17 protein-coding genes and 1 pseudogene are annotated in these 23,594 nt (G+C 65.2%); 16 read left to right on the plus strand and 2 right to left on the minus strand.

What is annotated here, in order from left to right:
* Positions 1 to 2 precede the first annotated feature (2 nt).
* From CFB40_RS08685 to CFB40_RS08695, 3 genes are all read left to right on the plus strand, one after another.
* Complete coding sequence (locus CFB40_RS08685) at positions 3 to 1,034, plus strand: LacI family DNA-binding transcriptional regulator (protein ID WP_039358736.1); 1,032 nt, start codon at positions 3 to 5, stop codon at positions 1,032 to 1,034.
* Positions 1,031 to 1,960, plus strand: coding sequence for a ribokinase (gene rbsK, locus CFB40_RS08690; RefSeq protein WP_089425355.1), 930 nt, complete (start codon positions 1,031 to 1,033; stop codon positions 1,958 to 1,960). Before CFB40_RS08685 ends, rbsK begins: the two co-directional genes overlap by 4 nt.
* A 278-nt stretch (positions 1,961 to 2,238) precedes the next feature.
* Positions 2,239 to 4,005, plus strand: a complete 1,767-nt coding sequence (locus CFB40_RS08695; RefSeq protein ID WP_089431412.1) for a methyl-accepting chemotaxis protein — start codon at positions 2,239 to 2,241, stop codon at positions 4,003 to 4,005.
* Between the two features lie 18 nt (positions 4,006 to 4,023).
* Here the strand turns inward: CFB40_RS08695 and CFB40_RS38595 are convergent, their stop codons facing one another.
* Complete coding sequence (locus tag CFB40_RS38595; RefSeq protein ID WP_174974573.1) at positions 4,024 to 4,182, minus strand: hypothetical protein; 159 nt, start codon at positions 4,180 to 4,182, stop codon at positions 4,024 to 4,026.
* Between the two features lie 376 nt (positions 4,183 to 4,558).
* Here CFB40_RS38595 and CFB40_RS08705 point away from each other — a divergent pair, with 376 nt between their 5' ends.
* From CFB40_RS08705 to CFB40_RS08720, 4 genes are all read left to right on the plus strand, one after another.
* Positions 4,559 to 6,481, plus strand: a complete 1,923-nt coding sequence (locus CFB40_RS08705; protein ID WP_011351905.1) for a PrkA family serine protein kinase — start codon at positions 4,559 to 4,561, stop codon at positions 6,479 to 6,481.
* Between the two features lie 125 nt (positions 6,482 to 6,606).
* Positions 6,607 to 7,875 carry a YeaH/YhbH family protein gene (locus CFB40_RS08710; protein WP_039358726.1) on the plus strand — a complete coding sequence of 423 codons (1,269 nt, stop codon included), beginning with the start codon at positions 6,607 to 6,609 and terminating at the stop codon, positions 7,873 to 7,875.
* Positions 7,872 to 9,551: a SpoVR family protein gene (locus CFB40_RS08715; protein WP_089425356.1), complete on the plus strand. Its 1,680-nt coding sequence runs from the start codon at positions 7,872 to 7,874 to the stop codon at positions 9,549 to 9,551. The genes CFB40_RS08710 and CFB40_RS08715 overlap by 4 nt, the downstream gene beginning before the upstream one ends.
* Positions 9,552 to 9,784: 233 nt before the next feature.
* Entirely contained in the window at positions 9,785 to 11,089 is a 1,305-nt protein-coding gene (locus tag CFB40_RS08720) for an MFS family transporter (RefSeq protein ID WP_089425357.1), read from the plus strand.
* A gap of 87 nt (positions 11,090 to 11,176) precedes the next feature.
* Here CFB40_RS08720 and CFB40_RS08725 read toward each other — a convergent pair whose 3' ends face one another.
* Positions 11,177 to 12,106, minus strand: a complete 930-nt coding sequence (locus CFB40_RS08725; RefSeq protein ID WP_089431035.1) for a LysR family transcriptional regulator — start codon at positions 12,104 to 12,106, stop codon at positions 11,177 to 11,179.
* A gap of 137 nt (positions 12,107 to 12,243) precedes the next feature.
* On the opposite strand from CFB40_RS08725, the gene CFB40_RS08730 reads away from it, so the two are divergent.
* The 9 genes and pseudogenes from CFB40_RS08730 to CFB40_RS08770 all read left to right on the plus strand — a co-directional run bounded on the left by CFB40_RS08730 (position 12,244) and on the right by CFB40_RS08770 (position 23,587).
* Entirely contained in the window at positions 12,244 to 13,245 is a 1,002-nt protein-coding gene (locus tag CFB40_RS08730; protein WP_256976651.1) for an agmatine deiminase family protein, read from the plus strand.
* A gap of 46 nt (positions 13,246 to 13,291) precedes the next feature.
* Positions 13,292 to 14,206: an N-carbamoylputrescine amidase gene (aguB, locus tag CFB40_RS08735; protein WP_089431036.1), complete on the plus strand. Its 915-nt coding sequence runs from the start codon at positions 13,292 to 13,294 to the stop codon at positions 14,204 to 14,206.
* Positions 14,207 to 14,216: 10 nt separating this feature from the next.
* Positions 14,217 to 15,329, plus strand: a complete 1,113-nt coding sequence (locus CFB40_RS08740; RefSeq protein ID WP_089431037.1) for a polyamine ABC transporter substrate-binding protein — start codon at positions 14,217 to 14,219, stop codon at positions 15,327 to 15,329.
* Positions 15,330 to 15,405: 76 nt separating this feature from the next.
* Positions 15,406 to 16,518 carry an agmatine deiminase family protein gene (locus tag CFB40_RS08745; RefSeq protein ID WP_089431038.1) on the plus strand — a complete coding sequence of 371 codons (1,113 nt, stop codon included), beginning with the start codon at positions 15,406 to 15,408 and terminating at the stop codon, positions 16,516 to 16,518.
* Between the two features lie 150 nt (positions 16,519 to 16,668).
* Positions 16,669 to 18,195, plus strand: a complete 1,527-nt coding sequence (locus tag CFB40_RS08750) for an agmatine deiminase family protein (protein ID WP_089431039.1) — start codon at positions 16,669 to 16,671, stop codon at positions 18,193 to 18,195.
* A gap of 259 nt (positions 18,196 to 18,454) precedes the next feature.
* A pseudogene (locus CFB40_RS08755) lies at positions 18,455 to 18,736 on the plus strand (alpha/beta fold hydrolase); the annotation flags it as partial.
* Between the two features lie 592 nt (positions 18,737 to 19,328).
* Positions 19,329 to 20,003: a fimbrial protein gene (locus CFB40_RS08760; protein WP_256976591.1), complete on the plus strand. Its 675-nt coding sequence runs from the start codon at positions 19,329 to 19,331 to the stop codon at positions 20,001 to 20,003.
* Between the two features lie 60 nt (positions 20,004 to 20,063).
* A complete protein-coding gene (locus CFB40_RS08765; protein WP_256976592.1) occupies positions 20,064 to 20,783 on the plus strand; it encodes a fimbrial biogenesis chaperone in 720 nt (239 codons plus the stop codon).
* Between the two features lie 164 nt (positions 20,784 to 20,947).
* Positions 20,948 to 23,587 (plus strand): fimbria/pilus outer membrane usher protein, encoded by a 2,640-nt coding sequence (locus tag CFB40_RS08770; protein ID WP_256976593.1) that lies wholly within the window; start codon positions 20,948 to 20,950, stop codon positions 23,585 to 23,587.
* The last annotated feature ends 7 nt before the right edge of the window (positions 23,588 to 23,594 follow it).

Here is a 23,594-nt window from a genome sequence, read left to right on the forward strand (position 1 = left end):
AAATGGCGACGATCAAGGATGTGGCGGCCATGGCGGGCGTGTCGTTTACGACCGTCTCGCACGTGGTGAACAATTCGCGGCCGGTGTCCGCGGATGTGCGTGCGAAGGTCGAGGGCGCAATCCGCGAGCTGAATTACGTGCCGTCGGCCGTGGCGCGCTCGTTGAAGGCGCGTGCGACGGCGACCATCGGCCTTGTCGTGCCGAACAGCACGAATCCGTACTTCGCCGAGCTTGCGCGCGGGATCGAGGACCAGTGTGCGGCCAATGGCTATTGCGTGTTCTTCTGCAACTCGGACGACGATCCCGTCAAGCAGCGCAACTACCTGCGCGTGCTGCAGGAAAAGCGCATCGACGGGCTGATCGTCGCATCGGCCGGCGAGGATGCGGTGCTCGCTCAGACGCTCGCGGATATCCACGCGCCGCTCGTCGTCGTCGACCGCAACATCGAGGGGCTCGCGGCCGACCTCGTGCAGATCGACCACGAGCGCGGTGCGTACCTGGCGACGCGTCACCTGCTCGAGCTCGGGCACGCGAAGATCGGCTGCATCACGGGGCCGACCGACACGGCGGTCAGCGCCATGCGCGTGCATGGCTTCATCCGCGCGATGGCCGAGCGCGGGGTCGACATCGTGCCGGGCGCGATCGCGGAAAGCGACTTCTCGTGCCTCGGCGGTTATCACGCGGCGTCGCGGCTGTTCGAATCGGTGCGGCCGAGCGCGATCTTCGCGGGCAACGACCTGATGGGCGTCGGCGCGCTGCGCGCGGCGGCCGAGCGCGGCATGCGCGTGCCCGACGACTGTTCGATCATCGGGTTCGACGACATCGAATTCTCCCGCTACACGTATCCGGCCCTGTCGACGGTCGGCCAGTCGGTGCGCGCGCTCGGCGAAATGGCCGCGCAGACGCTGATCGAGCGCATCGGCGGCGGCTCGACCGCCGTGCCGAGCCGCCGCCGCGTCGTGTCGCCGCGCCTCGTGCTGCGCGAATCGACGGCGGTCTATCGCGAGCCGCCGGCCTCCGGCGGTCGCGCATGACGGCGCCCGCGGCAGGCACCGGCCGCGTGACGGTGGTCGGCAGCCTCAACATGGATCTCGTCGTGCGCGCGCCGCGCCTGCCGCTGCCGGGCGAAACGCTCGCCGGTCATGCGTTCGCGCAGGCGGCGGGCGGCAAGGGCGGCAACCAGGCCGTCGCGGCCGCCCGGCTCGGCGCGCAGGTCGCGATGATCGGCTGCGTCGGCGCGGATGCGCACGGCACGGCCCTGCGCACGGGGCTCGAAGCCGAGGGGATCGACTGTGCGGGGCTCGCGACGAGCGCGTCGGCGTCGACCGGCGTCGCGCTGATCGTCGTCGACGATGCGAGCCAGAACGCGATCGTGATCGTCGCGGGCGGCAACGGCGAGGTCACGACCGAGACGGTCGCCCGGCACGAGGCCGCACTGGCGTCGGCCGACGTGCTGATCTGCCAGCTCGAGACGCCGCCGGACGCGGTGTTCGCGGCGCTGTCGGCCGGGCGGCGGCTCGGCCGCACCGTGGTGCTCAATCCGGCTCCGGCTGTCGCACCGCTGCCGGACGGCTGGCTGCCGCTCGTCGATTACCTGATCCCGAACGAGGTCGAGGCCGCCGCGCTGACCGCACTGCCGGTGCGCGACCCGGCGGAGGCGGAAGCCGCCGCGCGCGTGCTGCAGGCAGGCGGCGCGCGCAACGTGCTGGTGACGCTCGGCGCGCGCGGCGTGCTGGCGCTGACGGCCGATGGCGCGGCGCGGCATTATCCGGCGCCTGCCGTGCAGGCCGTCGACACGACGGCGGCCGGCGATACCTTCATCGGCGGCTTTTCCGCACGGCTCGCGGCCGGCGCGGACGTCGATACGGCCATCCGCTTCGCGCAACGCGCCGCGGCACTGTCGGTCACCCGAGCGGGCGCGCAGCCGTCGATTCCCACGCTGGCCGAACTGGCCGAATAGGGCCCGATCAAGCATCTCGGCCGGTACGTCGCAAACGACGGCCGGCCGCCCACCTGCGACGCGCGCCGGCAGCGGAGCGCCGCCCATCCATTGACTCCCAAAACACGCTGAAACACGCATTATTCATTTAGCTGTTTGTAATAAACAGACGAATAATTCGAAAAAATAGCGGAAACACCATCAAGTTGTGCGGTGCATGGTCGTAAATGCACCAAGTGAAGCAATGCTTCGACGCGACGGGCCCGTCCCGTCCATCACGACGCAACACAGGAAGGATGATGGTGTTCAAAAACCTGACGATTCGTGCGCGCATCGGTTTCACGATGGCGTTTCTGGCGGTGCTCCTGGGGGTGATCGGCGCGCTTGGCGTGTACGGCATGACGCGCGCGAACGACACGACGCGCGACGTTTTCACGAACCAGATGCCCAGCGCGGTCGACGTTTCGGTGGCCGAGATCTACGCCGCGCGCGAACGCCTTGCGCTCGACCGTGGGGCGCTGCTGGCCGGCACGCCGGACTCGGCGGCGGCCGTGGAACGAAGCCGCGCGATGCGCGCGCAGTCCGACACGTGGTGGCAGAAATACCTCGCGTTGCCGCGCGGCCCGGAGGAAGACCGGCTCGCACAGGACGTCGCCGCGAAGCGGCAGGCGTTGCAGCACGCGTGTGACGCGTTCGCGAGCGTGATCGGAGCGAATCAGGCCGACCGGATCGGCGAAGGCGCGAAGCAGCTCCAGGCGAGCTACAACGACCTCTCGGTGGCGAGCGAGGCGCTGCGCAACTTCCAGTTCACCGATGCGCAAGCCGGCTTCGACCGTGCGGAATCGGCGTTCGACACGGTGCGCGTGCTGGCGATCGCCGCGCTGGCGGCCGGCCTTGCCGCCGCGGTGGTGTCGTGGCTGACGCTGAGCCGCGCGATCGGCCGTCCGATTTCCGACGCGCTCGCGCATTTCGACGCGATTGCCGCCGGCGACCTGCGCCGGCCGATCGTCGTGGATCGCCGTGACGAGATGGGCCAGCTTCTCGAAGGCCTCGGCAAGATGCAGCGCGGGCTCGTCGACACGGTGCGCACCGTGCGCGGCGGCAGCGAGTCGATCGCGACCGCGGCGCGCCAGATCGCGGCCGGTAACATCGACCTGTCGTCGCGCACCGAGGAACAGGCCGCGGCGCTGCAGGAAACCGCGTCGAGCATGGAGCAGCTGACCGGCACCGTGAAGCAGAACGCGGACAATGCACGCCAGGCGAGTTCGCTGGCCGCGAACGCGTCGGAGATTGCAAACAAGGGCAATACGGTGGTCGGGCAGGTGGTCGGCACGATGGGCGAGATCAACGACAGCTCGGCCAAGATCGCGGACATCATCGCGATCATCGAAGGAATCGCGTTCCAGACCAACATTCTTGCGCTGAATGCCGCAGTCGAAGCCGCGCGGGCAGGCGAGGAGGGCCGCGGTTTCGCGGTCGTCGCGGGCGAGGTGCGCAGCCTGGCCCAGCGTTCGTCGACCGCGGCCAAGGAGATCAAGGTGCTGATCGACGCATCGGTGGAGCGCATTCGCTCGGGTTCCACGCTGGTCGACGAAGCAGGGCGCACGATGAGCGACGTGATCAGTGCGGTGCAGCGCGTGACGGACATCATGGGCGAGATCGCGGCGGCGTCCGAGGAGCAGAGCGGCGGGATCGACCAGGTGGCGCGCGCGGTCGCGCAGATGGACGAGGTCACGCAGCAGAATGCGGCGCTCGTCGAGGAAGCCGCGGCTGCCGCGCAATCGCTCGACGAACAGGCCGGGCGCCTGCGTGAAACGGCAGCGGTCTTCCAGCTCAATGAAGACGAGGCTCGCCCGGGTGTCGCGGCACCGGTTGCCGTGCGTCACGCGCCGCGTGCGGCCGCCGCAACGGTGGCGGTGCCCGTCCAGGCTGCTGCGCGCGACGAGCGCGACGCCCCCCCGAAACGCGTCGCCGCAGCGGCGCCGGTACGCCGGCCTGTCGCGGCTTCTGCAGCACCCGCGCAAGCGGCCGCTACCGCCGACGCGGACGATTGGGAAACCTTCTGATTCGCGCGCGCCGCGCATCTATCCCCATTTGGTGACGAACGACGCCCGCGACATGCGGGCGTCGTCGTTTCCGCGACGGAAGAAATGTGACAGGCGACCGGCATGAATGACGAGCGTGCCACGTCGCATGCCGGGTGAAACGTGCATCGAAGGATGCGTGCGCAGGTGGTGCGTCATGTTCCCGCATCCGTCGTACGGGTATTTCCGTAAGGGCGCTGCGAAAAAAATTTGTAACGGCGCGCGCAACGTGTCGTCGAAAACGACCGCTCGAACGTATAGGGATGAAGGGGAGAAGCGACGACGTCGGCGGTGTCCAACACACAAGACGTTCCGTTGTTCGACGAGACGCGCCGGATGCAGTTTCTGCGGCTCGGGAGGTCGATTGTAAAACGACGAAATGTGTTGTCCAAGCGGTGTTGTCGAGAATGACGAACTTCATACGAAGAGTTCGTGAAAAAAAATAAGAAAGGGTTTAGGATGAATTCGAACGCGCTTGCTTCTGCGCAGTCGTACGAAGGCAGGCACGTCTTCAGACTCAGGCGAGGGAGGTAGCATGGATATTTACAGCAGCTTCGCGAACCGCTTCGAAAAAACGCGAGAGGAAGAGCTCTCGCTGGAGGAGTATCTCGCGCTCTGCAAGAACGATCCATCCGCGTACGCGACGGCTGGTGAACGCATGCTGGAAGCAATCGGGGAACCTGAACACATCGATACCCGCAACGACCCGCGCCTGTCGCGAATCTTTGCGAACAAGGTCATCAAGGTCTATCCCGCATTCCGTGAGTTCTACGGAATGGAGGAGGTGATCGAGCAGGTGGTCGCCTATTTCCGCCACGCTGCGCAAGGGCTCGAAGAGAAGAAGCAGATCCTCTATCTGCTTGGCCCGGTGGGCGGCGGCAAGTCGTCGATCGCCGAGCGTCTGAAGCAACTGATGGAGCGCGTGCCGTTCTATTCGCTGAAGGGTTCGCCCGTCAACGAATCGCCGCTCGGGCTGTTCGACTACGACGAAGACGGTCCGATCCTCGAGGAACAGTACGGCATTCCGCGCCGCTACCTGAAGAACATCCTGAGTCCGTGGGCCGTGAAGCGGCTGCACGAATACAACGGCGACATCCGCCAGTTCCGCGTGGTGCGCCGCTATCCGTCGATCCTGCGGCAGGTCGGCATCGCGAAGACGGAGCCGGGTGACGAGAACAATCAGGACATCTCGTCGCTGGTCGGCAAGGTCGATATCCGCAAGCTCGAACAGTACGCGCAGGACGACGCCGACGCGTACAGCTACTCGGGCGGCCTGTGCCTGGCGAACCAGGGGCTGCTCGAGTTCGTCGAAATGTTCAAGGCGCCGATCAAGGTGCTGCACCCGCTGCTCACCGCCACGCAGGAAGGCAACTTCAAGGGCACCGAGGGCTTCGGCGCGATTCCGTTCGACGGGATCATCCTCGCGCACTCGAACGAGTCGGAGTGGAAGGCGTTCCGCAACAACCGCAACAACGAGGCACTGCTCGACCGGATCTTCGTCGTGAAGGTGCCGTACTGCCTGCGCGTGTCGGAAGAGACCAAGATCTACGAGAAGCTGATCCGCAACTCGTCGCTGGCCGAAGCCGTCTGCGCGCCGGGTACGCTGAAGATGATGTCGCAGTTCTCGGTGCTGTCGCGCCTGCACGAGCCGGAGAATTCGAGCCTGTTCTCGAAGATGCAGGTGTATGACGGCGAAAACCTGAAGGACACCGATCCGAAGGCGAAGTCGTATCAGGAATACCGCGACTACGCGGGCGTGGACGAAGGGATGACGGGCGTGTCGACACGCTTCGCGTTCAAGATCCTGTCGCGCGTGTTCAACTTCGATTCGAGCGAGGTCGCGGCCAATCCCGTGCACCTGATGTACGTGCTCGAACAGCAGATCGAACGCGAGCAGTTCCCGCCGGAAACCGAGCAGAAGTACCTGTCCTTCGTGAAGGACGTGCTCGCGTCGCGCTACGCGGAATTCATCGGCAAGGAGATCCAGACGGCGTACCTCGAGTCGTATTCGGAGTACGGCCAGAACATCTTCGACCGCTACGTCACGTATGCGGACTTCTGGATCCAGGACCAGGAATTCCGCGATCACGACACGGGCGAGAGCTTCGACCGCGCCGCGCTGAACGCGGAGCTGGAGAAGATCGAGAAGCCGGCCGGCATCAGTAATCCGAAGGATTACCGCAACGAGATCGTGAACTTCGTGTTGCGTGCGCGGGCGGCGAATGCCGGCAAGAACCCCGTGTGGACGAGCTACGAGAAGTTGCGCGTCGTGATCGAGAAGAAGATGTTCTCGAACACCGAGGAACTGTTGCCGGTGATTTCGTTCAACGCCAAAGGTTCGGCGGAGGAGCAGCGCAAGCATGAGGACTTTGTGAACCGGATGGTCGCGAAGGGCTATACGCCGAAGCAGGTGAGGCTGCTTTGCGACTGGTACCTGCGCGTGCGCAAGTCGTCATGACGCGCGCGGTACCGCGCCCGTACGGCGTCGCCGTACGGGTGTTTTCAGAGACGCCGCCCGCATGACGGGAGACGGCATGTGCGGCGAGCGTCCCGGCATATCGACTTTCGAGCGGGAGACCGGGAGTGCTTCATCAAATCATCGACCGCAGGCTGGCCGGCAAGAACAAGAGTATCGCCAACCGCGAACGCTTTCTGCGTCGCGTCAAGAACTACATTCGTCGTGCCGTGTCCGACGCGGTGCGCGACCGTAGCATCAAGGATATCCAGAGCACGCAAAGCATCACGATTCCGCGCAAGGACATCGCGGAGCCGAATTTTCGGCACGCCCCTGGCGGACGTCGTGAATACGTGCACCCCGGCAACGAGGACTACGTGCGCGGCGACAAGATCCCGCGTCCGCAGGGCGGCTCGGGCGGCGGAGGCAGTCAGGCGAGCAACGAGGGCGAAGGGCAGGACGACTTCGTATTCGAGTTGTCGCGCGACGAGTTCATGCAGTACTTCTTCGACGATCTCGAACTGCCGCGCCTCGTGAAGACGCACCTGCTGACGGTGCCGAGCTGGAAGAACGTGCGCGCGGGCTGGTCGGCGGAAGGCACGCCGAACAACATCGACGTCGTGCGTTCGCTGCGCAGCGCGCTCGGGCGTCGCATCGCGCTCGGCTCGCCGCTCGTCAACGAGCTGCGCGAACTCGAGGCGCAGCTCGAGGCGATGAAGAGCGATCCGGAAGACCGGCGCGCGGAGATCGCGGTGCTCGAGGCCGAGATCCATCACCTGAAGGGGCGCATCTGGCGGATTCCGTTCATCGATCCGTTCGACCTGCGCTACATCAACCGCGTGAAGCAGCCGCAACCGTCGAGCCAGGCCGTGATGTTCTGCCTGATGGACGTGTCGGGCTCGATGGACGAGCAGCGCAAGGATCTGTCGAAGCGCTTCTTCATCCTGCTTTACCTGTTCCTCAAGCGGAACTACGAGCGCATCGAGGTCGTGTTCATCCGTCACCACACGCGAGCCGAGGAAGTCGACGAGGACACCTTCTTCCATTCGACCGAGAGCGGCGGCACGGTGGTGTCGAGCGCGCTCGAGCTGATGCGCAAGGTGATGAACGAGCGCTACTCGCCGACCGAGTGGAACATCTACGGCGCGCAGGCGTCCGACGGCGACAACTGGACTGACGATTCGCCCAAGTGTCGCAAAATCCTGGAAGAGGATATCCTCACGAAGACGCGTTACTTCGCGTATATCCAGGTCGCGCCGGAAGAGCAGAACCTGTGGCTGGAATACGCGCAACTGGCCTTGTCTCAGCCGCACCTCGCGATGAAAAAAGTGGAATCGGCTGCCGACATCTACCCGGTGTTTCGCGAATTGTTCGAAAAGCAGGTGGAAATGTCATGACGACCCGCCATCTGCACAACGAGTCGCGCGGCTATGCGCCGCGCCCTTCCGGCGACGACACGGCCGGCCCTGCCGCATCGCAGCAACGCGGACAGGCCGAACCACCGCCGCCGGCCGCCGACTTGCCCGGCTCCGGGCGAAAGGAAGCGCGTATGAACGTTGCCGAACGCAAGCCGCTGCCGTGCCCGTCCGACTGGACGTTCGAACTGCTCGAGGAATACGACACGCACATCTCGCAGGTTGCCGAACAATACGAGCTCGATATCTACCCGATCCAGCTCGAACTGATCAGCGCCGAGCAGATGATGGACGCGTATGCGTCGGTCGGGATGCCCGTCAACTACCGTCACTGGTCGTTCGGCAAGCATTTCCTGTCGACCGAGAAGAGTTACCGTCGCGGCCAGATGGGGCTCGCGTACGAAATCGTCATCAACTCGAACCCGTGCATCGCGTACCTGATGGAAGAGAACACGATGACGATGCAGGCGCTCGTCATCGCGCACGCGGCGTACGGGCACAACTCGTTCTTCAAGGGCAATTACCTGTTCCGGCTGTGGACCGACGCGCACGCGATCATCGACTATCTCGTGTACGCGAAGAACTACGTCGCGGAATGCGAGGAGCGCTACGGCCTCGATCGCGTCGAGGAATTGCTCGATTCGTGCCATGCGCTGATGAACTACGGCGTCGACCGGTACAAGCGGCCGCAGAAGCCTTCGCTGTCGAAGGAAGCCGCGCTGCGGCGCGAGCGCGAGGCGTACCTGCAGTCGCAGGTGAATGAACTGTGGCGCACGCTGCCGGGCAAGAAGCCCGAGCTGATGGAAGAGCAGGAAGACCGCTATCCGCCCGAGCCGCAGGAGAACCTGCTGTATTTCGCGGAGAAGAATGCACCGCTGCTCGAGCCGTGGGAGCGGGAAGTGATCCGCATCGTGCGCAAGATCGGCCAGTATTTCTACCCGCAGCGGCAGACGCAGGTGATGAACGAAGGCTGGGCGACGTTCTGGCACTACACGCTGCTGAACACGCTGTACAACCAGGGGAAGCTGGAAGACAGCTTCATGATGGAATTCCTGCACTCGCACAGCAACGTGGTCTACCAGCCGCCCGTCACGAAGCCGTACTACAGCGGGATCAACCCGTATGCGCTCGGCTTCTCGATGATGAGCGACATCCGGCGGATCTGCGAAGCGCCGACGGAAGAGGACTACAAGTGGTTTCCGGAGATCGCGGGCACCCCGTGGCTGCCGGCGATGCACTACGCAATGCGCAACTTCAAGGACGAGAGCTTCATCGCGCAGTACCTGTCGCCGAGCCTGATCCGCGACATGCGGCTCTTCTCGGTGCTCGACGACGACATGCGCGATTCGCTCGAGGTGTCGGCGATCCACGACGATTCGGGCTACCAGTACGTGAGGCAGGCGCTGTCGCGGCAGTACGACATCCATCACCGTGAGCCGAACATCCAGGTGTGGGCGGTGAATACGCGCGGGGATCGCAGTCTCACGCTGCGCCACTTCATGACCGACAACCGCCACCTGTCGAACGACAGCGACGAGGTGCTCAAGCACATGGCGCGGCTCTGGCAATTCGACGTGTTCCTGGAAAGCGTCGACGAGGCCGGCACCGTGCGCAAGCGCTACGAGTGCCGCTACGTGCCGCCGGAGGTGCGGATCTGAACGTCGCCAGCAGAAAGTTTGCATCGGACGCCAGCCTTGCGGCTGGCGTTTTCATATGACGAACGCGTGGCAGGAGAAAAATTTTCTACATCCGGACGAACCCGGAGAGCCCGTTACTTTACATTTCGCTAAAATTCCATAGCGCCGTGCGCCGGAACCGGTGCCACGTACGATCGCACGCGGCGGCCCCCAGCCGTCTCGCCCAGAAAGCACTAAAAGGAACTGACCAATCCATGGACGTCCAGACCGACCAAGCTGCGCTGTCCGCGCATGACACCCGGCGGCGCGTGTTCGCCATCGTCGGCGCCTCGTCGGGCAACCTCGTCGAGTGGTTCGACTTCTACATCTACTCGTTCTGCGCGCTGTACTTCGCGCCGGCGTTCTTCCCGAGCGGCAACACGACGACGCAGCTGCTGAACACGGCCGGGGTGTTCGCGGCCGGCTTCCTGATGCGCCCGATCGGCGGCTGGCTGTTCGGCCGCATCGCCGACCGCCACGGCCGCCGCAACGCGATGATGATCTCGGTGCTGATGATGTGCGGCGGCTCGCTCGTGATCGCGGTGCTGCCGACCTATGCGCAGATCGGCGCGCTCGCGCCGGCGCTGCTGCTGATCGCGCGGCTGTTCCAGGGGCTGTCGGTGGGCGGCGAATACGGCACGAGCGCGACCTACATGAGCGAGGTGGCGCTGAAGGGCCGTCGCGGCTTCTTCGCGTCGTTCCAGTACGTGACGCTGATCGGCGGCCAGCTGTGCGCGCTGCTCGTGCTCGTGATCCTGCAGCAGACGCTGTCGGCCGACGAACTGAAGGCGTGGGGCTGGCGCATTCCGTTCGTGGTCGGCGCGGCGGCCGCGCTGATCTCGCTGTACCTGCGCAAGTCGCTCGACGAGACGTCGACGACCGCATCGCGCGACAAGAAAAACGCGGGCACGATTCGCGGCGTGTGGCAGCACAAGGGCGCGTTCTTCACGGTGGTCGGCTTCACGGCCGGCGGCTCGCTGATCTTCTACACGTTCACGACGTACATGCAGAAGTACCTCGTGAACACGGCCGGCATGCATGCGAAGACGGCCAGCAACGTGATGACCGTCGCGCTGCTCGTCTACATGCTGATGCAGCCGGTGTTCGGCGCGCTGTCCGACAAGATCGGCCGCCGCACGTCGATGATCCTGTTCGGTTCGTTCGCGGTGATCGGCACGGTGCCGCTGATGCATGCGCTGAAGGACGTGACGAGCCCGGTGGCCGCATTCGTGCTGATCACCGTCGCGCTCGCGATCGTCAGCTTCTACACGTCGATCAGCGGGCTGATCAAGGCCGAGATGTTCCCGCCGGAAGTGCGCGCGATGGGCGTCGGCCTGTCATATGCGGTCGCGAACGCGATCTTCGGCGGTTCCGCCGAGTACGTCGCGCTGTGGTTCAAGTCGATCGGCAGCGAGGAAACCTTCTACTGGTACGTGACCGTGCTGTGCGCGATCTCGCTGCTCGTGTCGTGGCGGATGCGCGATCCGAGCAAGGAAGGGTATCTGCGTCACGAGCCGTGATCGGCTGCGCAGTGTGCGCATCGAGCGCATTCGCATCATGACGAACGTCCCGCCATCCGGCGGGACGTTTTTTTTTGCGGCATGCGATTACGCGGGCGGAGGCGTCGCGTGGTCGGGCGCCGGATCGGATGCGCTCGACAGGCTGCCTTGCTCGACCAGCCATTCGAACATCCGCTCGACGATCGGCGAGCGCGACGGGCCTTCCATGCGCGACAGCCACCACGTGGTGCCGGGCAGGCGCGGGTAATCGGCGAGCACGGTCAGCGTGCGCTGGTCGATGCCTGCCTGCGCGACGAGGCGCGGCAGGCACGCGATGCCGCGGCCGCGCAGCACGGCGTCCAGCACGAGCCGCTGGTCGTCGTAGATCGCATGCATCCGGAATGCCGACAGCTGCTCGCGAAACACCGTCGCGAGACGCTCGTCGGTCAGGCTGGCTTCGAGACAGATGACGCCCGCGTGCTGCGGGTGCGCGTCGCGCGGCACGCGTTCGAGTTGTTCCGCCAGCGGCGTCGCGCACACCGTCACCCATTCGTCCCGCATGAACGGGATATCGAGCAGGCCGGGCTGCAGCATCGGCCGCGTGCCGATCGTCATGTCGACGTCGATCTCGTCGACGTAACGCGCGGTTTCGTCGGTCGACAGCAGCGGGCACAGGTCGGGCAGCGCGTGCTGCAACTGCTCGAGGCGCGGCTGCAGCCAGCCATGCAGCAACGGCGCGGGACACACGAGCACGACGAGCCCCGGGTTCAGGTAGGTCGCGATGCGGTCGAGGCCGCCGCGCAACGTGCCCATCGCGCGCTGCACGCTGCGCTGCAGGACCTCGCCGGCGATGGTCAGTTCGACGCCGCGGCCGCGCCGGCGGAACAGCGGCTGACCGAGTTGCGCTTCGAGTTGCTGGATCTGATGGCTGATCGCCGATTGCGACAGGTGCAGCTCGTCGGCCGCGCGCGAGAAATTACCCAATCGGGCCGCGGCTTCGAAGCCGGTCAGCAGTTTCAGGGAAGGAACGCGTTGCATCGAGGCATGAGGCAGATTGATTGATTCGGCCAAGAAATATCAATATTCATCAAGTTTAACCTGACGCACAATCGGCCATCAATCACAACGGAGGCTGAACGATGGGTCGCTTTGATGCTCGCCAGCGCGGTTACCGGATGCCCGCGGAATGGGAATCCATGGATGCCACGTGGCTCGGATGGCCGGTTCTCCACGATCGCGAGGATCTGTGGGGGAGCCACTACGCGCAGGTGTGCCGCGAATTCGCGCTGGTTGCGCGGACGATCGCCCGCTACCAGCGCTGCGTGGTGGCCGCGCACCACAGCCAGGCCGACGCCGCGCGCGAGATGGTCGGCGCGAGCGTCGACGTGCTGCCGGTCGCGGCCGAGGACAACTGGCTGCGCGACTGCGGGCCGGTCTTCCTGGTGAGCGAACAGCGCGGGCTGGGCGCGGCCGTGTTCCGCTTCAACTGCTGGGGCGAGAAGTACCAGCCGTACGACGGCTGCCAGCAGGCCGGGCAGGACATCGCCCGCGCGGCCGGCGCCGAGATCTTCAATTCGCACCTGGTGCTGGAGGGCGGCGCGTTCTACGTCGATGGGCAGGGCACGCTGGTCACCACCGAGAGCTGCCTGCTGCATCCGAATCGCAATCCGCACCTGAGCCGCGCGGAAATCGAAACTGAGCTGCGCCGCATGCTGGGCGTCGAGAAGATCATCTGGCTGCCGGGCAATCCCGACGAAGTGGAGACGAACGGGCACGTGGACGGCATCGCGTCGTTCATCGCACCCGGCCGGATGCTGTGCCAGACCGCGCTGCCGGAGCAGGGCGACTATTTTCACGTGATGCGGGAAAACCGTCGCGCGCTGGAGCTGGCGACCGATGCGGCGGGGCGTCGCTTCGAGCTGCTCGACCTGCCGTCGCCGATCGTCACCGAACGCTTCGGCTCCGAGCGCTACTGCGATTGCTACGCGAACTACATTCTGGTGAACGGCGCAGTGATCGTGTCCGCGTTCGGCGTCGAGCAGGATCAGGCCGCGCGCGAGGCATTCGGTCGCGCGTTTCCCGGGCGCAACGTGGAGATGCTGCCGATCCCGACGTTGTCGGTCGGCGGCGGCAGCATCCACTGCTCGACGCAGCAGCAGCCGTGCGTCGCGAACTGAGCGACGTTTCGTCAGCGGTTTCCGGTTCGACCGAGGAGCAATCGCAATGCCGTCCAAACACATTACCGTCGCCGCCGTCCAGATGGCGTCGGGCAGCTGGAATCTCGAAGACAACATGGCCACCGCGGAGCGCCTGATCCGCGCGGCCGCCGCACAGGGCGCGAATCTCGTGCTGTGCCCGGAGCTGTTCGCGATGCCGTATTTCTGCCTCGACCAGAACGTGCGTCATCTCGAGCTTGCGCAGCCGTTCGAAGGCAACGCGCAGATCGCCCGTTTCGCGGCGCTGGCCGGCGAGCTCGGCGTCGTGCTGCCGATCGGCTTCTTCGAGCGCGCGGGCAATGCCGCGTACAACTCGATCGCCGTGGCCGACGCGGACGGGCGCGTGCTCGGCGTCTATCGCAAGACGCATATCCCGGACGGGCCGGGCTATACGGAGAAGTTCTATTTCACGCCGGGCGACACCGGCTTCAAGGTGTGGGACACGCGCTTCGGCCGGATCGGCATCGGCATCTGCTGGGACCAGTGGTATCCGGAAACGGCGCGCAGCCTCGCGCTGATGGGCGCCGAGATCCTGTGCTTTCCGACCATCATCGGCTCGGAGCCGTTCAGCAGTGCGTTCGATTCGTCCGGCCACTGGCAGCGCACGATGCAGGGCCACGCGGCCGCCAACATGGTGCCGGTCGTGGCCGCGAACCGGATCGGCCGCGAAGTCGGCTTCGGCAACGGCAATCCGGCGCAGCAGGGGCTCACGGGCGTGTTCTACGGGTCGAGTTTCATCGCGGATCACACCGGCGAGAAGCGGGCCGAGGCGAACCGCACCGATGAAGCCGTGCTCGTGCACACGTTCGATCTCGACGCGATCCGCGCCGACCGGCAATCGTGGGGCTTTTTCCGCGATCGCCGCCCGGAGATGTACCGCACGTTGCTGACCAGCGACGGCGTGTCGTCGTGTTATCGATGAGGGAGGCCCGATGAAACGGAAAGGAGGGTTGCGCTTCGTGGTGCCGGGCCTCGCGCTGTGCGTGCTGGCCGGCATGGCCCGCGCCGACGAAGAGAAGGTGCTGAACCTGTACAACTGGAGCAATTACTTCGCGCCGGATACGCTGGCCGGCTTCGAGAAGGAAACCGGCATCAAGGTGCGCTACGACGCGTACGACAGCGACGAGACGCTGCAGTCGAAGCTGCTGACCGGCAACAGTGGCTACGACCTCGTGTGGCCGACCAACGACTTCATGGCCAAGCAGATCCAGGCCGGCGTGTTTCGCAAGCTCGACAAGAACCGGCTGCCGAACCTGAAGTATCTCGATCCGTCGCTGCTGAAGCAGATGGCGCAATCCGATCCGGGCAACCAGTATGGCGTGCCGTACATGTGGGGCACCGTGGGCGTCGGCTACGACCGCGCCAGGGTGCGCGCGATCCTCGGCAAGGACATGCCGGCCGACAGCCTCGACCTGCTGTTCAAGCCGGAGATCGCGGCGCGCGTCGCCGCGAAGTGCGGGCTGGGCCTGCAGGATTCCGCGAGCACCGTGCTGCCGCTGGCGCTGCGCTATGTCGGCCGCGATCCGATGCACCCGTCCGCGCAGGACTATGCAGCCGCGCAGGCGATGCTGATGAAGATCCGGCCGTTCATCCGCGAGTTCGTCAATTCGTCCGATGCCAACGAGTTGATCGACGGCGAGCTGTGCGTGACGGTCGGCTTCTCCGGCGCGATCAACCTGGCCGCGCAGAAGGCGAAGGCGCGCGATCCGAAACGCGACGTCGCGTACGACATTCCGCGGATCGGCACCCTGATGTGGTTCGACGCGATGGTCATCCCGGCCTCCGCGAAGCATCCGGACAACGCGCATGCGTTCATCAACTACATCCTGCGTCCGGACGTGATCGCGAGGATCTCGAATTCGACGCGCTACGCGAATGCGAACCAGGGCGCGCTGAAGCTGATGGACCCGGCGCTGGTACGCGATCCCGGCATTTATCCGGACGAGGCGACGCGGCGCACGCTGTTCACGCCGATCGCCGAATCGCCGGCCGCGATGCGTGTGGAAGGCCGGACCTGGCTCGGTTTCAAGACGGCGCGGCCGTGACCGCGCATCACGAAGCCGCCGAACGATTGAAACAACCGAAGCAAACGAAGCAACCGGCAAGCGAAAGAGGAATGCCATGACAACGAGACGTCAACTGTTGCAACGCGGCCTGTCCGTATCGGGGGCGGCGCTGGCCGCCGGCGCGCTCGGCGGGTTGCTCGGCCGCGCCGCGCACGCGCAGCAGGGCGCAACCTGGCACATGCCGGACGAGGGCGCGCCGCACACGGCGACCTGGATGGCGTTCGGCCCGAGCGAGGACATCTGGGGCGCGCGGCTGTTGCCCGTTGCGCGCGCGAACCTGGCCGCGATCGCGAAGGCGATCGCCGCGCACGAGCCGCTCAAGATGCTGGTGCGCGAGCAGGACTATGCGATCGCATCGCGGCTGTGCGGTTCATCGGTCGAGCTCGTCCAGCACCCGGTCGACGATCTGTGGATGCGCGACACGGGGCCCGTGTTCGTGAAGAACGCGTCGGGCCAGCTCGGCGGCGTGAGCTTCAATTTCAACGGCTGGGGCAACAAGCAGGAGCACGACCAGGACGCGGAAGTCGCGCCGTTCGTGGGGGAGTGCGCCGGTGCGCGGCTGCTCGACACGCGGCTGGTGCTCGAAGGCGGCGGCATCGAGGTGGACGGCGAGGGCACGGCGATCATCACGCGCAGCTGCGTGCTCAACCGCAACCGCAATCCGGGCGTCAGCCAGGCACAGTGCGAGGCGGAGCTGAGCCGGCTGCTGGGCCTGAAGAAGATCATCTGGTTGCCGGGCATCGCGGGCAAGGACATCACCGACGGGCATACCGACTTCTATGCGCGCTTCACGAGCCCGGGTGTGGTGGTGGCCGGGCTCGATACCGATCCGTCTTCATACGACCACGCGGTGACGCGGCAGCATCTGGAGATCCTGCGGAAATCCACCGATGCAAAGGGCCGCCCGTTGAAGGTCGTCGTGCTGCCGGGGCCGAAGTCCGTCCGGCATCAATACGAGAACGATGAGTTCGCGGCCGGCTACATCAACTTCTACGTGTGCAACCGCGCGGTGATCGCGCCGGCGTTCGGCGACAGCCGCGCCGACCGCAATACGCGCGACACGCTCGTCGACCTGTTTCCGGGACGCGAGATCATCCAGCTGAACATCGACGGCATCGCCGCGGGCGGCGGCGGCATCCACTGCACGACGCAACAGCAGCCGGCCTGAGCACGGCCGCGGGCCGGCATGTGTGACCGGCCCGTACGACCGTAGCAGGCAGCAGTTCATTCCGGACTACCGAAAACAATGCGGAGTCCGTCTTGCGAGACGGAAGCCGGCGTGCACGCGTGCGCGCCGACCGCACAAAGGAGTTGAAACATGACGAAACGACGTACCCATGCGAGCACCGGCAAGCGCATGCAGCGCACACCCGATAACGGCCGGCGCGGCTTCATCCGATATTCGGCCGCCTTTCTCGGCGTGCCGCTGCTGGGCAGCCTGACCGCTTGCGGTGGCGGTGGCGATGGTGCATCCGGCGCGGCTTCCACGTCGCCAGGCACGACATCTGGCACGACGCCGTCGACGCGGCAGGTCAAGTACCGGCTGCCGGCCGAAGATGCGCCGCACGCGTCGACCTACATGGCTTTCGCGTCCGGCGCGGATGGCATCTGGAGGCCCGTCACGCCGCAAAGCACGGATGCCGGCATCGACCGCGTGCGGGCCGACTTGATGGACGTCGCGAAAGCGATCGGCGCGACCGAACCGGTCGACATGCTGGTGCTGCCGGCCGATCTCGACACGGCCCGCGCGCTGCTCGCGACCGCGAGCGTCGCGAACCCCGACCTGCACGCGCGCTATGCGGCACGCGCCGCGGGAGCCGGCGGGATCAACCTCGTGCCGTTCGCCGACGGCTTCAACGATTTCTGGGTGCGCGACACGGGGTGCCTGTTCGTCAGGGATACGACGAACGGCGATGCGCTGAATGCGGTCGGCTTCAATTTCAACGGCTGGGGCAACGCGAATACCGACGGCGCCGGCATGAGCCCGGGCGCGACGGTCCCGCCGGAAGTCGCGGCCGCGAGCAACCGGTCGAAGGCGGGCAAGTTCTTCCAGCCGTTCAGCCGCGACAACGCGATGGCGGACTGGATGGCGCAGCGGAAAGGCGCAAACCTGATCCGCAGCACGCTGACGCTCGAAGGCGGCGCGATCGAATTCGACGGCGACGCGACGGCGATCCTCACCGAATCGTCCGTGCTGCACGTGAACCGGAATCCGCAGCTGTTCGACATCCCGAACGGCGTGATCGCGAATGCGACGCTGCTGCCGACGGCGAAAGACACGGTGCTCGCCGAACTGCAGCGCACGCTCGGCGTGCGGAAGATCATCTGGCTGCCCGGTACGGCGACCTATCCGCGCGGCAGCGGCGCGGGCGGCGCCGGCGGCGCGGCGACCCCGGCCGGCGAGACCGACATCACGAACGGGCACGTCGACTTCTACGCGCGCTTTCTCGCGCCCGGCGTGGTCGCGTGCTGTTACGACGCGTCGAATTCGACCGGCGAGCGCGCATTGACGGACGCGAACCGGCAACGGCTCGCCGGCCAGACCGATGCGAACGGCCGGCCGCTGCAGATCGTCGAGCTGGTGCCGCCGGTCAATTTCGGCACGTCGGCCGGCACCAGCCTGACCGACCGGCAGATGACGAATTTCGCGGCCGGCTATATCAATTTCTACGCCTGCAACGGTGCGATCGTCATGCCGAAGTTCAACGACGCGGCGGCAGATGCGGCTGCAGTTGCCGCGATCCGGCCGTATGCGGGGAACCGGTCGATCGTGCAGGTCGACATCCTCGGCATCGCGTCGGGCGGCGGCGGCATCCACTGCTCGACGCGGGAGGTGCCGGCGTGAGCGAATCCCGTCATATCGATATTGAAATCGATTCGTTGTCCAGGACGGGCGAATTCCTTAATCTGGGCCTGTAGTTCGTGTGACACCTCCTTGACTGGGATTCGCGCCCGCTGCTTGCAGCGGGCGTCTTTTTTGGTGCGCTGCGTCTCACGCCGGTCTCGGCGGAATTGGTCGCGCCCGTCGGCTCGCCTGTGCTGGCTGCTGCATGTCCGCGCGACGGTCCTGATCGGCCGGGCCGGTGACGGTTTGATGACATGCCATGTCAAGAAGAGAAGCGCTCGTGACGGCCGTCACGCAGAAGGCGCCGGGGGCGAGCACCTTCGCGGACACCATTCACGCGCCGGCCTGGCGCGTGAAACCGTCGTGGTACCAGATCTCGAGCGAAGACCGGATGATCGCGCCGGAGAACCAGCAGCGGATGTCGGCGCGGATGGACGCGCGCAAGGTCATCACGCTCGATGCAAGCCATGCGTCGCTCGTGTCGAAGCCGGTGGCGGTCGCAGCATTGATCGACGAGGCGGCGACCGCGCTCGTCGGGTGATGTAGCGGCAGGACACGGCGCGGTGCCGCGCTCCGGGCCTGTGCGGCAACGCGCATCTCGTCGCGAAGCGACGGGTCTTCACCCCTTCCATACGCCAACAGTTTCCTGTCCGCAAGCGGCGTCGCATGCAGCCGGTTCGTGTGCGATTTGACTTCCCGCGTTCTCGGTGAAATGCGACGCCGTGACGAGAAGTCGAATTCGAAAACCCGAGCAACATGTCGATGCGCGATCTTGCGCGGCCCACTCATGTTCGAAAGCGGGGATCGGACTTTTCTTATTTTTAACGCTGATAAATGGCGGGTTGTCAATATTATCTGGTTCACATGGTCATTTGGATTAGAAATAATCCAATCAATTGTTAATTTCCAGGAGTCTGTACGATGCGCGATACCGAATCGCCAGTGGTACGTGCATCCTGCTTGCAGCTCAAGTTCGATGAACCAGGCCTGCCAGTCGCGATCGTCGTCACCCGAGGGGAGGATAAAAGGAGTTCATATTTCTTACTCGTACTATTTGAGAAAAATTTACGGGCCAATAGAATTGCGATGTCGTCGTTTTTCGGGATAAAAATTCATTTATTCGAGAGGGCGCGATGCGATCTGTATTTCGGGAATTTGAGCTCCTCCGGAAATTCCTGAGTCGATCGGACTGTTTTCGAAAAATCATTCATTTGAGAGGAATTCCAAAGATGAAAATGAACTTGCTTCGGGGTTGCGTTGCAGCAGGCATCGCCAGCGCTGCGCTGGTACCGTCGCTTGCCCACGCGTTCGACGGCGAGCTGGCCTTCTACGGCAGCATCTCCGACGTGACCTGCAACGTCAACGGCCAGGCACCTGGCTCCAGCAATCGGCAAGAGGTACAACTTGGCGATCGCATCAACCCGGCCATGTTCGACGTGATCGGCAAGACGTCGAATGACGTCGAGTTCAGTGTCAAGATCGGCGGCAATACGGGCTGTACCAACGGCACGAAGGTCGTGATGGAATTCGATCCGGTGTCGGTCAACATCAACCCGTCGACCGGCAACCTGAAGCTCATCGGCACCAAGCCGGCGGAGGGGATCGAAATCCAGATCAAGGACGCGGGTAACACCAAGAACGGCAAGATCATGCTCGGCACGCCGCAGACCGACCCGCAGATCGCGACCGTCGCGAACAACACCGCGACCCTGACCTACAAGGCGGCATACGTGTCGACGGCCTTGCCGGCTGGCATCAAGACCGGTTCCGGTAACTCGTTCATCCGGTACATACTCGCTTATCACTGATCGGTCTCGTTCCCATTACACGTCATGACATTGTCAATTCGGATTCCTTATCCAAGAGTCGTGGCCGGTGTCGTGGCGTGGGCTGCCTGCGCCACGCTGGCGCAGGCGGCTCTACTGCTGAACGGTACCCGCGTGATCTTTCCCGAGCGGGCTCGCGACGTGACGGTCCGGATGGAAAATTCCGGTACGGAACCGGTGCTCGCGCAGAGCTGGATCGACGATGGTCGCGTCGACGTTCCGCCCGAGAAGATGCGCACGCCGTTCGTCGTTGCGCCGACACTGGTGCGCGTCGAAGCCGGGCGGGGCGCCGTATTGCGCATCACGAACATGCAGGCGTCGCTGCCCACCGATCGCGAATCGGTGTTCTGGCTGAATGTGCTCGAGGTGCCGACGGTGCAGCAAGACGCGGACAACCAACTGCGCTTTGCCTTCCGAACCCGTATCAAATTGTTCTACCGGCCCTCGGCGCTGGCGAACGACGTCGGGATGGCGGAGAACAAGCTGGTCTGGAAGGTGGCTGACGGTGCGGCGCATGCGGGCAGGCACCCGGTCGCGCTCGAGGTGTCCAATCCGACGCCGTATTACGTGTCGTTCGGCAAGGTCGAGGGCGAGGTTGGCGGCGCTTTCGTCGAGGCCGGTGGCGGGATGGTCGAGCCGTTCGGTGCCCAGCGCTTTCCGTTGCCGGGCGTCACGCCGTCGCAACGCCCGACGACCGTGCGCTACATGACCATCGACGACTACGGCGGCCGCAGCACGATAACAAAGAAACTGACCGACTGAGCAGTTTTTTCACGCAACGCATCCAGCAGGCACGACCCCGGCATACCGATCCGCATTATCGATTCGGTATGCGAAATTAATGTATCCACATGCGCAGTTCAGCAGGTTTTCATCATTCATGCGCGCCGGACCTCGCCCCGCGGCTGACGAAGCGGCCGTGCCTGTTGGCAGTCGCCTCGGTATTTGCGTCGGTCGCGATGACGTCGGGGGCGAATGCCGTCGCGGATACGGTCGACACGGCGGTGCGGGACGACGCGCATCGCAAGACCGCAGGCGCATCGCCGGCTGCGGGCAAGACGCATTTCGACGATTCGATGCTGATGCACGGCCCCGACAGCGGGCCGATCGATACGACGGCGTTCGAACGTCCGAACGCCGTCGTGCCGGGGCAGCATCGTGCAGACCTGATCGTCAATGGTCAGTGGCGCGGCGTGGAAGACATCACGTTCCGCCACGATGCGCGCGATGACGTGCAGCCTTGCTACGACCGGCTGTTGTTGCAGCGCGCCGGTGTCGACCTCGAGCGGAGCGCACGGGGCCAGGACGGCAGCCAGCCGCCGAATCCGCTGCCCGACGGGTTGATCTGCGACACACCTTCCCGCTACGTACCGGGGGCCGCATTGTCGTTCGACGCGGCGGAGCAGAAACTGTATCTGACGGTGCCGCAGTTCTACATGCGCGTCGCCAGTCAAAGTAGCTACGTCGATCCGGCGAACTGGACGAACGGTGTGCCGGCCGCGCTGCTGAGCTACAACGCCAGTGTGTTCTCGACGCGTTCGGGCGGCTACGAATCCTCGCAGCTCTACACGGGGCTCTCGATGGCGGCCAGCGCCGGGCGGTTCCGGATTCGCCACAACGGCAACCTCACGTGGTCGCAGCGCGGGGGTGCCCGCTACCAGCGCGGCTACATCTACGCGCAAACCGATTTGCCCGACTGGCACGCGCAACTGCTGGCCGGCGAGAGTTCGACCAGCGGCGCGCTGTTCGACGCCGTGTCGTTCCGCGGTGTACAGATCGACAGCGACGACCGGATGCTTCCCGACGAGCAGCGCTACTACGCGCCGGTCGTGCGTGGCGTCGCACAGTCGAATGCCAAGGTGACGATCCATCAACGCGGCTATCTCGTTCACGAGACGACGGTCGCGCCGGGGCCGTTCGCGATCGACAACCTGCAGGCGATGAGCTACGGCGGCGATCTGAACGTGACCGTGACCGAGGCTAACGGCGAGACACGCAGCTTCGTGGTGCCGTTCGCGACGACGGTCCAGCTGCTGCGTCCCGGCCGCACACGGTTCAGCGCGATGGCGGGCCGGGCGATCGAGCTCGGTGGCGACATCGGCACGCAGTACGTCGGCCAGTTCACGGTGCAACGCGGCGTCAACAATGCACTGACGGCCTATGGCGGCGCCGCGTTTGCAAACCGCTACCAGTCGGTACTGATGGGCGTCGGGCTCAATACGCCGATCGGCGGCTTCGCCGCAGACGTCACGATCGCGCGAACCCAGCCGCCAGGCAGCGAGCGCCTGAGCGGTTCGAGTATTCGCGTGTCTTACAGCAAGAACCTGCCGAATAGCGGCACGAACTTTTCGCTGCTCGCGTATCGCTACTCGACCAAGGGCTATCTCGGCCTGCGCGATGCGTTAGTACTGAACGGCCGGAGCGATCAGCGCGTGGGCGCCGAGGCATTCGCGCGGCTGCGCAATCGGGTCGATCTCAACGTGAGTCAGCAGATCGGGCGATCGGGCAGCGTCTACGCGAACGGATCGGCGCTCAGCTACTGGGCGGGAGGCGGGCAATCGCTCAGCTTCACGCTCAGCTACAGCACGCAATGGCGCGATGCGACCGTGACGGCGTCGGTGCAGCGCGTGCGCAACCTGTCCACCCGTTACGCGTCGTCCGGCGGCGGGGCGGGCAGCACGCTCGTCAGCGTGAACGTTTCGATTCCGCTCGGACGCGACTCGCGGCGCGCGCCGATCTTCAGCACGCTGATGACGCGTGACAGCAGCAACGGCACGAGCGCCACGGCGAGCCTGGCCGGGCGTTTCGGCGAGCGCAGCGATGGATCGTACTCGCTGTCGTCGAGCTACGACGGCAACAACCGCGCGTCGTCGGGCAGTTTCGGCGTGGGCTACCAACTGCCGGTTGCGTCGGTGTCGGCGAACATCGGCCTCGGGCGCGACTATCAGCAGGCGTCTGCGAACGCGGCGGGCGCCGTGGTGCTGCACCCGGGCGGCCTGACGCTCGCGCCAACCCTGAGCGAGACGATCGGCGTCGTGCACGCGCCGCACGCGCGCGGCGCCCTGGTGGCGAACACGAACGCACGCGTCAACCGGTTCGGCTACGCGATCGTGCCGAGCCTCACACCGTATCAGCTCAACCAGGTCGACCTCGATCCGAAGGATATTCCGGACGATGTCGAACTCAAGATGACATCGCGCAGCGTCGCGCCGCGCTCGGGATCGGTCGTCATGCTGTCGTACGACACGCTGAAGGCGCGCGCGCTGCTGATCGACGCGCAGACCGAGGACGGCCGGCCGCTGCCGTTCGCGGCGCGTGCGCTCGATGCTCGCACCGGCGCCATGCTGGGCGCGGTCGGGCAGGGCAGTCTCCTGCTCGCGCGCAGCGCGGACGACGACGGGCAAATTCGCGTCGAGTGGGGCGCGCGTGCTGATCAGCAGTGCGTGATCGACTACTCGGTGTCGCCGCAGGAGCGGACCGCGCGCGGCTACGTGACGCTGACGCGCGTCTGCCGTGCGATCCCCGTGACGGCGCCGGTCGCTCCAGGCCGTGGCGAGGGGCAATAGTTCGATG

The organism is Burkholderia sp. AU31652 (assembly GCF_002223155.1).
GTDB lineage: Bacteria > Pseudomonadota > Gammaproteobacteria > Burkholderiales > Burkholderiaceae > Burkholderia.